This is a genomic window from Kouleothrix sp. 19917 (assembly GCF_057073505.1).
Genome location: NZ_CP097099.1, coordinates 3,613,854 through 3,627,144, shown reverse-complemented (window position 1 = coordinate 3,627,144; position 13,291 = coordinate 3,613,854). Strand labels below are relative to the sequence as shown.

Sequence of the window (13,291 nt, the reverse complement as noted above, 5' to 3'; positions counted from 1 at the left end):
TAGAACTGCGCGACGACGAATGACCAAGGACGACCGACGACCGACGAACCACGACCACCGACGACTGACGAACGACGGCTGAGTTTTCAACCGCAAAGACCGCAGATGATGCGAAGAATGAATGATGTACGATCGACGACTTACAGTTGGCGATTGCTGGCGCGTTTCAGCCGCTCTGCGTTCTGCGCTCACCCGCAGCCGTCTGCCAACTGCGTACTGACCTTACTCTTCCTCGCTCGTCACCACCACCACGCACGAGCCGTCGGGCTGCTCGATTGCCACAAGCTCGGTGCGTTTGCGTGTGCCGGCTGCGACGATCCGCGCTTTGAGCAGATCGTAGAAGGCGTTGGCGCTGATGCTCACCGCCAGCGGGATGATCACCAGCTCCACCACTGCCGCCAGGTCGAATTGCTGGCCGGCGTTTGGCGCAACCGAGGCTGCGCCCAGGGCGCGCGTTTCATCATTGTCGTTCCACTGGGCCGCGAGCTGCGCGGCGCTGATGCCAAGCTCGGGCGCAAGCGCGATCTGGTAGTCCATTGTCTGCTCTTTCTCCACTCATGGTTTGCCTGCTCATAAGTATAACGTAGCTGGCAGCGTTTTTCGCGCCTTGTCGCAGCAATTCATGCCAAACTGTAGGCAATACGCGGCTGGCCCCGCCCATCGATCCTGGGCATCGCGGCGGGGCTTGCACCAGCTGCTGGCCTGCGAATAACGGTGGTACGATGAACCCTGGTAATGCATTGGTTCACCCAACTTCTATACTACGCCTCAGCAGTTAGATGCGTCCTGTGGAATATACAAGCAGCAGTGGTGGATGGTCTTGCCGGCTGTGAAAATCGCAACCACCACAGGAACGAGTGCCAGCAACGCGAGAACGAGTCAATGTGAGGCGAGAACGAGGCATAGCGGCACGAGCACGAGTACCAACAACACGAGCACGACCAGCACGGATGCCAGGAATGAGTCCCCGTAACCAAGGAAAGAGTGCCTACAACGCAAGAACGAGTTCCAGCAATGCAAGCGTGAGTAGTGTGTAGCCCGAGAGCGAGTACACCGAAGGCCGGAAAGAGTGCCAGCAGCCCACGAACGAGTGTCAGAAACCTGGGAACGAGTAATAGTAAAGCGTGAACGAGCGCCAGCACCACCGCTATGAGAAAGGATTGCCTATCCCCAACAAACACGCACCGCAGCACAGCGCCCGGCTGGGCGCGCCAGCTATTTCGGCACCAACAGCCAGCTTGTGAAAATCAACCAAATAACACAAAGGAACACATCATGAGCATCAGCAATGCCATTGCCAAACAGTTGAACACTGCGCGCCTCGCCTTTGCCAACACCCAGAATAATGCGACGATTGGCGAAATGGTCGCCACCTACGGCTACACCGCCACCAGAATGGCCGAGGGCCGCCAGCTCTACGACGCGGCCTGCGCCGCTGTGAATGCGCAGGCAATCGCGGCCGGCGACTATCGCGCCGCTTTGCTGGCCGCCGAGGCCGCCGAAGTGCGCGCCCGCGCCAGCTTCCAGGCGCTGGCCCAGGTCGCCCGCGCAATCTTTCCGGCGCACACATCGCAGCGTGCCACACTGGGCCTGCGCGGGCCAATGCCTACCGCTCAGTCGGCATTTCTTGCGGCGGCGCGCAAACTGTTCGAAAACGCCACCTCTGTTCCCGAGGTTAGCAGCGCGCTTGCGCCGTTTGGCTACACCGCCACGCGCCTAGAGGCCGAGCGCGCCGTGATCGAGGCGCTGGCCCAGGCCTATGCCGACCAGGCCGCCGCCAGCAGCGAATCTCAGCGCGCCACCCGGGCACAGCGCGACGCACTGGATGCCATGACGCGCTGGGTTGCGCAGTACCTGAAGATCGCCAAGATTGCATTGCGCCAGCAACCCGAGCTGATCGAACAGATCGGCGGTACCTCGCGCAACAGCAAGACCCCCGCGCAGCGCGCTGCCGCCCGCAAGGCTGCCGCTACCCGCGCCGCGCGTGCGTAGGCTAGCGAGATAGGGGGTGGAGGATGGGAGATAGGGAGAAGAAGGTACCCACGCGTAGCGCGTATCGAAGGGGCAAACAGGTTTCTAGGTGCACCCTTCGATACACGGCTACGCCGCACTCAAGGTGCTATTGTGATTTGCATCGGCCCATTCAGGGCTATGTCAAATTTGGAATAAGAACGAGAACTATCTACCGATTACACAGATTACGCAGATATGATATCTACAATCTGCGTAATCTGTGTAATCTGCGGATGAATTTCGGGACTTTGACCCGGCTCTGATGTTACCCCCATCCCCCAAAAATGCTATAATTCGCACCCGGAGCCGCCCCAGCCGAAAGGACTCGCCATGCCCGCCTGTGCAACCTGCGCGCTGCTCGCCGCCCGCGACACCGGCACGCGCCCGCTGTGGGACAATATTTTCTGCACGGCGTACTGGGATGTTGTGCACGCCTTCGATACCTCGCTGCCGGGCTGGCTGGTGCTGGTGGCGCGCCGCCACATCGAAGCCGTGGCCGACCTCACCCGCGAAGAAGCGACCCAGCTTGGCTTGCTGATCCACGCCACCTCGCAGGCGCTGGCCGAAGCGACCGGCTGTGTGAAGACCTATGTCGTCCAGTTCGCCGAATCCGTCGATCACCCGCACGTCCACGTTCACGTCATCGCCCGCCAGGCCGACCACCCCGACGATCTGCGCGGCCCGCGTGTGTTTGGCGCGCTGGGCGTACCCGAGGCCGAGCGCGTGCCCGAAGCCGAGATGAACCGGATCGCTACCAAAGTTGGTGCTGCGCTGAGCGCGGCTGTGCTGTAGTGGAGAAGCACGCGCCGATGGCAGAAACGCCCAGCAGCGCAGGCTTTCTGCACCGCGTGTTCGCGGCCAGCGTCTGGATCAAAGCCTTCGACGGCGTGCTGGAAATGGCTGGCGGGCTGGTGCTGCTGCTGACGGGCAACCGTTCGCTGAATCGGCTGGTGACTGGACTGACCCAGCACGAGCTGGTCGAAGACCCGCACGATCTGATCGCCAACGCGCTGCGCCACGCCGCCGCACAGTTCTCGGCCAGCGCCGAGCTGTTCGCCAGCATCTACCTGATCGCGCACGGCCTGATCAAGCTGGCGCTGGCGGTCGCGCTGCTGCGGGGCAAGCCGTGGGCCTACCCGGCTGCGCTCGCCTTTCTGGGCCTGTTTATTCTCTACCAGCTCTACCGGCTGAGCTACCATTACTCGCTGGGGTTGGCGCTGCTAACCGCCTTCGACGTGCTGGTTGTCATTCTGGTATGGCGCGAATACCGCGCGCACAGGCCAGCGTGACGGATGGGACGGAACCACGGAGGCACGGAGACGCGGAGACACGGAGATTTTGGGTTGGCAGGTTAGGGGTTGGCAGGTTACAGGTTTGAACGTTTGAAGGTTACTGCCGCCTGCCCGCTGCCGCCTGCCGCCTGCCCGCTGCCGCCTGCCGCCTGCCGCCTGCCGCCTGCCGCCTGCCCGCTGCCGATTGCCGCCTGCCCGCTGCCGCCTGCCGCCTGCCGATTGCCGCCTGCCGATTGCCGCCTGCCAACTGCTTACTGCCAACTGCTTACTGCGCAACCTGTAACCTTCAAACCTGTAAACAGATCCGCCGCCATGCCTACACTGCACCTGATCGTCGGCCTGCCCTGCGCCGGCAAAACCACCCTCGCCCGCCAGCTTGAGCAGCAGCACCACGCCCTGCGCCTCACGCCCGATGAGTGGCATATCGCGCTGTTCGGCAACGACCTCGCCGACCCCGCGCACGACACGCGGCACAGCGCCATCGAAGCGATTATGTGGGATGTTGCGGCGCGGGCGCTCGCGCTTGGAACCAACGTCATTCTCGACTTTGGCTTCTGGGCGCGTGCCGAGCGCGACGACTTCCGCAACCGCGCGGCGCGGCTTGGCGTGGGGTTCGTGATACACGCGCTGGTGCTGCCTGAGGCCGAGCTGCTTGCCCGCCTGGAAGCGCGCAACGCCGCGCTGCCGCCCGGCACCTTCTATATCAGCGCCGCGCACCTGCGCGAATGGTACGCGATCTTCCAGCCACCAACCAATGATGAACTCTAATACAGCACAACTCTGTCCGGGTGACCTATGATCTCGTCCGGGACGACCTATGATCTCGTCCGGGACGACCTATGATCTCGTCCGGGACGACCTATGATCTCGTCCGGGACGACCTATGATCTCGTCCGGGACGACCTATGATCTCGTCCGGGACAACCTATGATCTCGTCCGGGACAAAATATTTGACACCCCGCCGCAAACATAGTAGAAATACGCGGGCGCGCCAGAGCGGCGCGCAAGCAGCAGGTATCGCATGGCACCCAGCAGCATCCCGGCCGAGGCGCAGTTTGCGCAGGCGGTCGCTCATTTCAATGCCGAAGAATATCGCGACGCGCTGCTGGCCTTTGAGCAGTGCTGGTTTGCCGACCGCTCGGATTTCCTGCGCGGCCTGATCCAGCTTGCCAACGCGCTGAACCAGCTGCGCCTGGGCCTGATCACCGGGCCGCGCCGCACGCTTGCCAGCGCCGAAGCCCTGCTTGCGCCCTACGCGCCCGCGCACGGCGGGCTGGATGTCGCGGCACTGTGCGCCTACATAGCGGCTGTACGCGCCCACATTCCCGCCGACGTGGAAAGCGGGCAGGGCCGCGCCGACTGGGCCACCATGCCCCGCCTGACGCTCGAGTTCGACGCACCTGCGGTATAATGCGCATTCAGCGCGCCACGCCTGCCGCGCATCTGCGAGGAAACGTATGGCCCTGCTGCAGCCGATCACAGCGCGCACCTTCTCCATTCCTGGCTCGAACAACCTGGGTGTTGTCGCCACCGCTGACGGCGGCGCAATCGCGATCGACACTGGGCTTGACAAAGATGCCGGCCGGCTTATTCGCAAGGCGCTCGACGAGGCGAAGCTGCCACTGCGCGCAATTATCAACACCCACCACCACGCCGACCATATTGGCGGCAACGACTACCTGGTGCGCAACCTGCCCGGCGTGCCAGTGTATGCCCCGCCGCTCGAAGCCGCGCTGATTGCGCACCCGCTGCTGGAGCCGGTTTACCTGAGCATGGGCGCGCAGCCGATCCCCGCGCTGCAAAACAAATGGCTCATGGCGAAAGGCGTGCCGGTCGATCATCTGATTGAGGGCGCACAGCTCACGATTGCGGGCACCACGCTGGACGTGATCGCGCTGCCGGGCCACAGTCTCGGGCAGATCGGGCTGGCCTTCGATGGGGTGTGCTTCGCCGCCGACGGCTTTTTCGGGCCAGCGATTTTGCAGAAGCACGGCATCCCCTACGCGCAGGATGTTGGCGCGCAGCTGGCGAGCCTGGGGCGGCTGGCCGCGCGCAACGACCTCTACTTCCTGCCCGGCCACGGCGACCTGACCCCGCGCGACCAGCTGGAGGAATTGCTGGCGGTCAACCAGGCCGCAATCGAGCACGCCAGCGCCACGGTGCGTGCCGCGCTTGCCGAGCCGGGCGACCTGCTGGCGGTGGCGCGGCGGGTACGTGCCGCGCTGGGTTTGCAGCTTGCCGCCATCCCGCAGTACGCGATCTTTGTGTCGGCGGTATCGGCGCACCTGGGCTACCTCGCGCAGCAAGGCCAGGCGCAGCTTGTGCTTGAGGAAGACGGCATGATCTGGCAGGCGGTGGGGTGAGTGTTGAATGTTGAATGCTGAATGCTGAGTTGAAGGGTTTGCAGGTTGCAGGTTGTAAGTTACGCCGTAGGCAGTCGGCAGTTGGCACTAACCTGCAACTTGTGAACCTGGAACCTGTAACTTGCAACCTTCAAACGTTCAAACCCGCGACTCCAAAACCTCCGTGCCTCTGTGTCTCTGTGGTAAATCTTACGGTCGTCATTCGTCTATGCCTGAACAACTTGCAACTTTCAAACGTTCAAACCTGCAACTCCAAAGCCTCTGTGTCTCTGTGGTGAATTTATGGTCGTCTGTCGTCGGTGGTCGTTCGTCGTATGAACAAACAACTCGCAACCGAAATCACCGTGCGGGCGCGCTACGCCGAAACTGACGCCATGGGCGTGGTGCACCACGCGAGCTATATTGTCTGGCTGGAAGAAGGGCGCACAGAGCTGTTTCGCGCTTTGGGGCTGCCCTACGCCGAGCTGGAGACGACGGGCTACTTCGTGCTGCTCACCGACTTGCAGGCGCGCTACCTCAGCCCCGCCCGCTACGACGACCGCGTGATTGTGCGCGCCGAAGTGGCCGAACTGCGCAGCCGCCAGATCGTGTTTGCCTACACGCTGCGCCTGGCCGAAACGGGCACGCCCCTGCTGAGCGCGCGCAGCGAGCATGTGCTGGTGGCGCGCGCCACTGGCCGCCCGGCACGCTGGCCGCCCGAGGTGCTTGAGCGACTGCGACGCGCTGAACCCAAGCAATGAACCTGGCCCGAATCACGGCGGCGCCGCGTGTGCCGCACAGGAGCAACCCTATGACACAGCCCGAAAGCGAGCTGCCCGTCGCCGCCGAGCCGGCGTCGCGCCGCGTCGCGGGTATTCCGCGCTGGGTATTTAAGGCGCTGGCGATGGTGGTGGGGCTGCTGGTGTTTATTCTGGCCCTGCAACTGCTCAAGCAGGGCGCGCGCGAGTATGGCCGCGCCATCCTGACCTACCTGAACGTCAGCACTGCCACGAACTCTCTGGGATTCGGCTGGCTGCTGGCATACATCTTCCTGAGCGGCTCGCCCGTGGCCGCGATAGCCGTGTCCTTCTTCGCCGCCGGCACCATCACCGACATGCAAGCCTTCACCATGATCACGGGCTCGCGGCTGGGCGCGTCGTTTATTGTGCTGTTTGTCGGCTTTCTTTACTACATGCGCGGCCACCAGCGCTCGGCCAGCATCTCGATTGGCGTGCTGGCGCTGCTCACCACTGCGGCGATCTACGTGCCGGCGCTGGCGGTGGGCTACTGGCTGCTGACCTCGGGAGTCTTTGCGGGCATGCAGGTGAGTGCCACCACGCCGCTTTCCTCGGTCATTGATGCGATGTTCGACCCACTGCTCGATTTTATCAAAAGCGTCGGGCTGCCGGGTTGGATCGTGTTTGCGCTGGGCATAGGCACGCTGTTGCTGGCCTTCAACCTGCTCGACCGCGCCCTGCCCGAGATGAGCGCCGAGCGCAGCTCGTTCCAGCGGATTGGCCGGCTGGTCTACCGCCCAATGGCGATGTTTCTGCTGGGCTGCGCCGTCACCTCGGTCACGCTCTCGGTGTCGGTGTCGCTCTCGATCCTGGTGCCGCTCTCGGCCAAGGGCCTGGTGCGGCGCGAAAATACCCTGCCCTACATCATGGGCGCGAATATCACCACCTTTATCGACACGCTGGTGGCGGCGCTGATCAATGGCGGGCCGGCCGCCTTTACGATTGTGCTGGTCGAAATGATCAGCGTATCGGTGCTGTCGCTGCTGGTGCTGTTGTTGTTCTATCGCGGGTTCGAACGCGCAATTCTGCGCACGCAGGAGCTGATTATTCGCACGAACCGCACGCTGGGCGCGTTTCTGTGCGTGATGCTGATCATTCCTGTGGTTCTGCTGCTGGTGAAGTAATGAAGATGTTACTCTACGCCGGGGCGGCGCCGTCGCGCGATGCGGTGCTGCAATTTAGCATCCCAATCGTGCAAAAGTGCGCCACCGCGCTGACGCTGGTGTCGGGCGGCGGGGCCGGGCGCGAATCGCTGCTGCGCGAGGCCGCCAGCCGCCTGCAGGTGCCAGCGAACGTGCCGCTGACTGTGCGGGCGCTGCCAGGCAATGCGCAGGTGGCCATCCTGGCGGCGGCGCGCGAAGCCAGCTACGACCTGGTGGTGCTGGGGCGGCTGCACCAGCCGCTGGGCCGGCTCTTGCCCGGCGCGCGCAGCAAGGTGATTGCGCAGCGGCTGGAGCCGTCGGTGCTGCGCGTGCAGGGCGCGCCACGCCCGATCCGGCGCATTCTGCTTTCCAGCGGCGGCGATTACCACACCTTTGGCGATGTCAGCGCGGCGCTGCAGCTTGCCAAGCCGCTTGGCGCTGAGGTGACAGTTCTGCACATCCTGTCGCAGCAGTCGCTGTTCTTTGAAGGGTTTGGGCCGCGCTCCAATACCGTCGAGGGCTTTCTGGCCGGCAGTTCGCCCGAAGCGAATACGCTGCGTGATGCCCTGGCGCTGCTCAGGCAGCATGGCGTGCAGGGGCAGGTGCGCGGGCGCGTCGGGCCAGTGCTCGACGAGATTCTGGCCGAGCTGCGTGAAGGCAGCTACGACCTGCTGGTGATTGGCGCGCACCGCGTGGCCAGCGCGCTCGACCGGATTCTGCTCGAAGATATTACCAAAGACCTCATGAACGTCAGCCCCGTGCCGGTGCTGGTGGTTAAAGGGCACGAGTAAGCCGGCGGAGACGCGCGCGGATAATTGCGGTATAATGCGGCTCTTTCGTCACAACTGTTCGGTTCCGAAGGATCATATCGCTATGGCCCAACCGAATTTGGTTATTGTGATCGACGATGAGGATGCGATCCGCAGCGTGATCGGGCGAATGCTGGAGCGGATTGGCTTTCGCGCCCAGACGGCGGGCAATGGGCCGGATGGCATAACGCTGTTTCATGCCAGCGCCGACGATGTGCTGTGCGTGCTGGTCGACCAGAATATGCCCCACATGAGCGGCGAGGCCACGGTGCGCGAGCTGCGGGCGCTGCGGCCCGATGCCCGCGTGGTGCTGATGAGCGGGCAAAGCAGCGAGGATATTGCCGAGCGTTACCAGGCGCTTGGGCTCACCGGGTTTTTGCAGAAGCCATTTAACCTGAACGACCTGCGCGCCACCGTTCAGGCCATCGCTCAATCGCTGGCGTAGTTGTGGCCTGGTGTAATTCCAAGCGAGGTTTTATAGCGATTTGCGGAATAATTGACCACTCACGCACCGGCAAGAAACGCGTTGGAGCGCGGAAAATGCTTCTGCATCCTGCCAGCTGCAACCTGCTATAGGGCAGGGAAAAGTCTCATTGCGCATCATAATCCCCAATCCCTGACTCCCATACCCTAAACCCTGCGCTGCGAGCGCACTAGCGCCCGGCCGCGCCGCGAATTGCTTCCCATGTCAGGCCCATTGCCCACAGCAGCGCCAGCGCGCCCAGCGCGCCCGGCAGCTGCTCGGGCGGCAGCGTGGCGGCCAGCACCGGCTGCTCGCTGGCGCCCTGCGCGGCAAACACCACTCCATCGCGCACAAACAGCGCCTGCCCGCCCTCGGCGCGGTGAAACCCCAGCGTGGGGTTGTCGCCGCCCGCGCTGCAATAGATGATCGGGCAGGGCGCATACTCGGCCAGCGCCACGATCTCGGGCACATCGGCGTTGAGCGCCACGCAGCCGGCCGCGTCGGTGACGAGCATGGGCACGCCCAGCACCCGCGCCAGCTCGGCCCGGTCGGCCACGCCGGGCGGCAGCGCGGCCGGCATGTCGGTGATCGCGCTATAGGCGCAGCGCTCCAGCGCCAGGCCGCGCGCCGCAATGTCGGCGGCCTCCAGCCCCACCACGGCGATGCTTGCGCTGGGCGTGGCGAGCAAGGCGCGCGTGGCCTCGAAGCCCGCGCCCAGCGCCAGGCTGGTCGGGCGGCCCTGCGCGTCGAGCTCGGCGGCCAGCATCTGGGCAGCAGTGTCGCGCGCGGCCCCGCCAGCCACCGCAATCACCGGGATCGGCCCAAGCTGCTCCCACGGCACCTCCAGCGCGGCGGGCGGGCGCGCGAATGGCGGCGCGCCAATGCCAATCTCGTCGTCGCCGAAGCTCGTGCCCGGGCGGGGCTTGGCGAACTGTGCCGGGTCGAATGACCAGCCGCGCGCGCCATAGCCAAGCTGCACCAGCCCGTCGGCGCGCAGAAAGTTCGGAATGCCGCGTGAGGACGCCTCGGCGGTGAGCTGAAGCGCGGGCAGCGGCAGCGCCTCGGCGCGGCGGCGTTTCTGCAACTCCCACAGCGGACCTTCCGAATCCCACTCCTCGTCGTTGGCTTCCTGGCGGTTCAGCCCCTCGACCACATACTCGGCCAGCGCGACGCCAATCGCGGGCGTGGGCGTGGTGAAGGTCGCGTCGATCACAACGCCCGCCGCATCCTCGCGCGTATCGAGGTCGAGGTAGCCCAGCACCATGCCCACGCTTTGCGCGCCATCTTTCAGCGCGTCGCGCAGGCGGCGGGTGCGGTTCTTGTCGGATCGCATGCGCATGAACACGCCCGTCTGCGGCATATACAGGTTCGGCCCTTCCAGGCCACGTACATCAATCAATTCGCTTGGCATACCAGTTTCTTTCCGCTTTCTACCAGGATACACAGCTCGACGGTTTCATAAGGTGAGTTTAGATCCAATACTGTACACATAAGAACACCTGGGACGTTTACCACAAAGGCACGAAGGAACGAAGGGCTTTAGGCTGCTATAAAATCTTGGTGCCTTGGTGTCTTGGTGGTTATCTGAACGATATTGGAGCTTGGATAGATGCCGAGCGCGACAGGCATGGTACGAGCCGCGCGGGGCGCTGTCAAATCCATGTTCACGCGCATTGCACGCGCCTTTCACAGCTTCTTCACAGCTTGGGCGTACTATACCTGTGTCGGCAGCAAATGCGCCGAGCGAAGCAGAACAAACCGCAGTGGGGTACGCGCCACCGGCGGCGACGAAGGAGATCGTTCGATGAACCGCAAACTCGCAATTGGCCTGGGTGGCGGCGCGCTGGCGCTGGCCCTGGTGGGCGGCGCCGTGTATGCCGGCCCCTCGATTCATACCGATGCCGCGCCCGCAATTGCGCAGGCCACCGCCGCGCCGAACGCGCCGGCCGCGCCGGCCGGGCAGAAAGCGCGCCGCGCCAAAGCGGCAGGTCTGGCCGGCAGCCTGATCAAGGCCACCGCCGACGCGACCAAGACCACCAAGAAAGATGTGCTGACGGCGCTGCAAGGCGGCCAGAGCCTGGAGCAGTACGCGCAAAGCAAGGGCGCGACCTCGGCGGCGATCATTAGCGCGGCGCGCACGGCCGTGAGCGACCGGCTGAAGACGGCGGTGACGAATGGCAAGCTCACGCAAGAGCGCGCCGACGCGCTGCTGGCCCAGTTCGATAGCACCGCGCCGCAGATGATGACGAACACCAGCCTGGGCAGCCAGATCAAGCGTGGCGGCGCAAAGGGCAAGCTTGGCCGCGCCGCGCTGATTAATGCCACCGCCGACGTCACCGGCACCACGCCGGAAGATGTGCGCACCGCGCTCCAGGGCGGCCAGAGCCTGGCGCAATATGCCCAGGCCCACGGCAAAACCGCTGACGACATCATCGCCAAGCTGAAGGAGCAGGGCGAAACCCGCCTGGCCAACATGCTCGACAAGGCGCGCGAGCTGCTCGACAAGCCTGGCCTGGGCCACAACGCCGCGCCAACCGCAACGCCGCAGCAGTAACGCGTCACAATCAGGAGAAGCCGGGGTGGCATTGCCATCCCGGTTTTCTTATGCGCCGAAAGGAACGCTTCTTGCTGCCAGAATAGACCATTAGCGAAAGAGGTGAAATCATGGCAAAGAACCTGACCGCACACTCGACGATTCATATCGACGCGCCGCGCGCCGAGGTCTGGAAGGCACTGGTGACGCCCGAGGCGATTGCGGAGTACATGTTCGGCACACAGGCCGTTTCGAAGTGGCAGGAAGGCAGCCCGATCGTCTGGAAAGGCGAGTGGAAGGGCAAGCCCTACGAGGACAAAGGCACGATCCTTCAGATCAAGCCCGAGCAAACGCTGCAATACAGCCACTTCAGCCCGCTCTCGGGCGCGGAAGACAAGCCCGAAAACTACCACACCGTCACGATCAGTCTTTCTGGGAAACAGGGCGGCACCGATGTCGAGCTGACGCAGGACAAGAACGACTCCGAGCAGGCCAAAACTGAAGCCGAGTCCAACTGGTCCACCATGCTGAAGGGCATGAAAAAGTACATCGAGCAGAGCAAATAACGGGTTTGCAAGTTACAGGTTTGCAGGTTTGCAGCTTGCAAGGCGGGGCGTATTGCATACTACGTCCCGCCCACAGGTGGTATAGTATGCGCTACCACCGCACTGCGGCCCACCCGCCGCACCAACCGTCAGGAGCACGCGCATGATCGAGCAACGACCATTTGGCCGCACCGGCCATATGAGCACCTGCACACTTTTTGGGGCGGCCGCGCTCGGCAGCGTCACACAGGCCGAGGCCGACCACACCATGGAATTGCTGCTCGCCGCCGGTGTCAACCACATCGACACCGCCAACAGCTATGGCAACTCCGAGGAGCGCCTGGGGCCGTGGACGGGCCGCTACCGCGACCGCTTCTTTCTCGCCACCAAAACCGAAGAGCGCACCTACGCCAGGGCCAAAGAGCACCTGCACCGCTCGCTTGACCTGCTGCGCACCGACCACCTCGACCTCTGGCAGATGCACTGCCTGGTGCAGCCCGACCAGTGGGAGCAGGCCATGGGGCCGGGCGGCGTGCTGGAGGCGTTTATCGAGGCGAAGGAGCAGGGGCTGACGCGCTATATCGGCGTGACCGGGCACTACACTGTGGCGGGCTGGATGCACAAGCGCAGCCTTGATCACTATGACTTCGACTCGGTGCTGCTGCCCTACAACTACGCCATGATGCAGAACCCGACCTACCGCCGCGACTTCGAGGAGCTGCTGGAGATCGCGACGGCGCGCAACATCGCCGTGCAGACGATCAAATCCTGCACGCGCGGGCCGTGGACGGGCGAGGAGCGCACCGCTGCCACCTGGTACGAGCCATTTACCGAGCAGGAAGATATCGACGCCGCCGTGCACTGGGTGCTGCGCCGGCCCGGCATCTTCCTCAACACGCCCGGCGACATCCACCTGCTGCCGAAAGTGCTCGACGCGGCCAGCCGCTTCGTGCCCGGCCCGCAGAGCGAACTCGACCCCGTGATGGAAGCCTTGTCGCCCGAGCCGCTGTTTACATAAGCGCTGGGGAACGGCAACCACGAAGGCACGAAGACACGAAGTTTCAAGGTTGACGAGTACAGCTGCGCACTTTGCGCGTGGCTACCTGTAGCCAAGCACAAAAAGTGTAGTCCGCAGAGCGCATAGAAATCACGTGGTATCAATCAAATCTCCGTGTTCTCCGTGCGCTCTGTGGCAAATAAATCCGCTGCCCCTTCCCTCTTCAGCAACCACACCGACTCCCAATCGCTCCACGCCAGACACTCCAAGCCGCCGCCGCGCGCCGTAGGATGGGCGCGTGATCTGCGGCGCATGTCACAGTCTGTTCATTCCGCAAACTACTACTGGCCCGCAAGC

At 63.8% G+C, this 13,291-nt stretch carries 15 protein-coding genes; 13 read left to right on the top strand and 2 right to left on the bottom strand.

Going from position 1 to position 13,291, the window contains the following annotated elements:
- Positions 1–222: 222 nt before the first annotated feature.
- A complete protein-coding gene (locus M1P90_RS14860) occupies positions 223–537 on the bottom strand; it encodes a hypothetical protein (protein WP_483703503.1) in 315 nt (104 codons plus the stop codon).
- A 738-nt stretch (positions 538–1,275) separates the two neighbouring features.
- On the opposite strand from M1P90_RS14860, the gene M1P90_RS14855 reads away from it, so the two are divergent.
- The 10 genes from M1P90_RS14855 to M1P90_RS14810 all read left to right on the top strand — a co-directional run bounded on the left by M1P90_RS14855 (position 1,276) and on the right by M1P90_RS14810 (position 8,841).
- Positions 1,276–1,992 carry a PQLLE family protein gene (locus tag M1P90_RS14855; RefSeq protein ID WP_483703501.1) on the top strand — a complete coding sequence of 239 codons (717 nt, stop codon included), beginning with the start codon at positions 1,276–1,278 and terminating at the stop codon, positions 1,990–1,992.
- 351 nt (positions 1,993–2,343) lie between these two features.
- Entirely contained in the window at positions 2,344–2,805 is a 462-nt protein-coding gene (locus M1P90_RS14850; protein WP_483703499.1) for an HIT family protein, read from the top strand.
- Between the two features lie 17 nt (positions 2,806–2,822).
- Positions 2,823–3,302 (top strand): DUF2127 domain-containing protein, encoded by a 480-nt coding sequence (locus tag M1P90_RS14845; RefSeq protein WP_483703497.1) that lies wholly within the window; start codon positions 2,823–2,825, stop codon positions 3,300–3,302.
- Between the two features lie 93 nt (positions 3,303–3,395).
- Positions 3,396–4,073, top strand: a complete 678-nt coding sequence (locus M1P90_RS14840; RefSeq protein WP_483703495.1) for a P-loop nucleotide/nucleoside kinase family protein — start codon at positions 3,396–3,398, stop codon at positions 4,071–4,073.
- A 254-nt stretch (positions 4,074–4,327) separates the two neighbouring features.
- Positions 4,328–4,717 (top strand): DUF309 domain-containing protein, encoded by a 390-nt coding sequence (locus tag M1P90_RS14835; RefSeq protein WP_483703493.1) that lies wholly within the window; start codon positions 4,328–4,330, stop codon positions 4,715–4,717.
- Between the two features lie 46 nt (positions 4,718–4,763).
- On the top strand, positions 4,764–5,669 hold the full coding sequence (locus M1P90_RS14830) for an MBL fold metallo-hydrolase (RefSeq protein ID WP_483703491.1): 906 nt from the start codon (positions 4,764–4,766) through the stop codon (positions 5,667–5,669).
- Between the two features lie 314 nt (positions 5,670–5,983).
- Positions 5,984–6,409, top strand: coding sequence for an acyl-CoA thioesterase (locus tag M1P90_RS14825; protein ID WP_483703489.1), 426 nt, complete (start codon positions 5,984–5,986; stop codon positions 6,407–6,409).
- 50 nt (positions 6,410–6,459) lie between these two features.
- Complete coding sequence (locus tag M1P90_RS14820; protein ID WP_483703487.1) at positions 6,460–7,569, top strand: Na/Pi cotransporter family protein; 1,110 nt, start codon at positions 6,460–6,462, stop codon at positions 7,567–7,569.
- The gene (locus M1P90_RS14815; RefSeq protein ID WP_483703485.1) at positions 7,569–8,378 is read left to right on the top strand and encodes a universal stress protein; all 810 of its coding nucleotides are present in this window, start codon (positions 7,569–7,571) and stop codon (positions 8,376–8,378) included. The genes M1P90_RS14820 and M1P90_RS14815 overlap by 1 nt, the downstream gene beginning before the upstream one ends.
- 82 nt (positions 8,379–8,460) lie before the next feature.
- Positions 8,461–8,841 carry a response regulator gene (locus M1P90_RS14810; protein WP_483703483.1) on the top strand — a complete coding sequence of 127 codons (381 nt, stop codon included), beginning with the start codon at positions 8,461–8,463 and terminating at the stop codon, positions 8,839–8,841.
- Positions 8,842–9,049: 208 nt separating this feature from the next.
- Here the strand turns inward: M1P90_RS14810 and M1P90_RS14805 are convergent, their stop codons facing one another.
- Positions 9,050–10,270 carry a DUF4938 domain-containing protein gene (locus M1P90_RS14805; protein ID WP_483703481.1) on the bottom strand — a complete coding sequence of 407 codons (1,221 nt, stop codon included), beginning with the start codon at positions 10,268–10,270 and terminating at the stop codon, positions 9,050–9,052.
- 393 nt (positions 10,271–10,663) lie between these two features.
- Here M1P90_RS14805 and M1P90_RS14800 point away from each other — a divergent pair, with 393 nt between their 5' ends.
- The 3 genes from M1P90_RS14800 (at position 10,664) to M1P90_RS14790 (ending at position 12,955) form a co-directional block, all read left to right on the top strand.
- Positions 10,664–11,413, top strand: coding sequence for a hypothetical protein (locus M1P90_RS14800; RefSeq protein WP_483703479.1), 750 nt, complete (start codon positions 10,664–10,666; stop codon positions 11,411–11,413).
- A 110-nt stretch (positions 11,414–11,523) separates the two neighbouring features.
- Positions 11,524–11,958: an SRPBCC family protein gene (locus M1P90_RS14795; RefSeq protein ID WP_483703477.1), complete on the top strand. Its 435-nt coding sequence runs from the start codon at positions 11,524–11,526 to the stop codon at positions 11,956–11,958.
- Positions 11,959–12,100: 142 nt separating this feature from the next.
- Entirely contained in the window at positions 12,101–12,955 is an 855-nt protein-coding gene (locus M1P90_RS14790; protein WP_483703475.1) for an aldo/keto reductase, read from the top strand.
- Positions 12,956–13,291: the final 336 nt, after the last annotated feature.

Excerpts from the sequence above, each read along its gene's own strand:
- M1P90_RS14850 (WP_483703499.1), top strand. The coding sequence starts at position 2,344 with ATGCCCGCCTGTGCAACCTGCGCGCTGCTCGCCGCCCGCGACACCGGC.
- M1P90_RS14810 (WP_483703483.1), top strand. The coding sequence starts at position 8,461 with ATGGCCCAACCGAATTTGGTTATTGTGATCGACGATGAGGATGCGATC.
- M1P90_RS14800 (WP_483703479.1), top strand. The coding sequence starts at position 10,664 with ATGAACCGCAAACTCGCAATTGGCCTGGGTGGCGGCGCGCTGGCGCTG.
- M1P90_RS14805 (WP_483703481.1), bottom strand. The coding sequence starts at position 10,270 with ATGCCAAGCGAATTGATTGATGTACGTGGCCTGGAAGGGCCGAACCTG.
- M1P90_RS14825 (WP_483703489.1), top strand. The coding sequence starts at position 5,984 with ATGAACAAACAACTCGCAACCGAAATCACCGTGCGGGCGCGCTACGCC.
- M1P90_RS14855 (WP_483703501.1), top strand. The coding sequence starts at position 1,276 with ATGAGCATCAGCAATGCCATTGCCAAACAGTTGAACACTGCGCGCCTC.
- M1P90_RS14830 (WP_483703491.1), top strand. The coding sequence starts at position 4,764 with ATGGCCCTGCTGCAGCCGATCACAGCGCGCACCTTCTCCATTCCTGGC.
- M1P90_RS14835 (WP_483703493.1), top strand. The coding sequence starts at position 4,328 with ATGGCACCCAGCAGCATCCCGGCCGAGGCGCAGTTTGCGCAGGCGGTC.
- M1P90_RS14860 (WP_483703503.1), bottom strand. The coding sequence starts at position 537 with ATGGACTACCAGATCGCGCTTGCGCCCGAGCTTGGCATCAGCGCCGCG.
- M1P90_RS14845 (WP_483703497.1), top strand. The coding sequence starts at position 2,823 with ATGGCAGAAACGCCCAGCAGCGCAGGCTTTCTGCACCGCGTGTTCGCG.
- M1P90_RS14820 (WP_483703487.1), top strand. The coding sequence starts at position 6,460 with ATGACACAGCCCGAAAGCGAGCTGCCCGTCGCCGCCGAGCCGGCGTCG.
- M1P90_RS14815 (WP_483703485.1), top strand. The coding sequence starts at position 7,569 with ATGAAGATGTTACTCTACGCCGGGGCGGCGCCGTCGCGCGATGCGGTG.
- M1P90_RS14795 (WP_483703477.1), top strand. The coding sequence starts at position 11,524 with ATGGCAAAGAACCTGACCGCACACTCGACGATTCATATCGACGCGCCG.
- M1P90_RS14790 (WP_483703475.1), top strand. The coding sequence starts at position 12,101 with ATGATCGAGCAACGACCATTTGGCCGCACCGGCCATATGAGCACCTGC.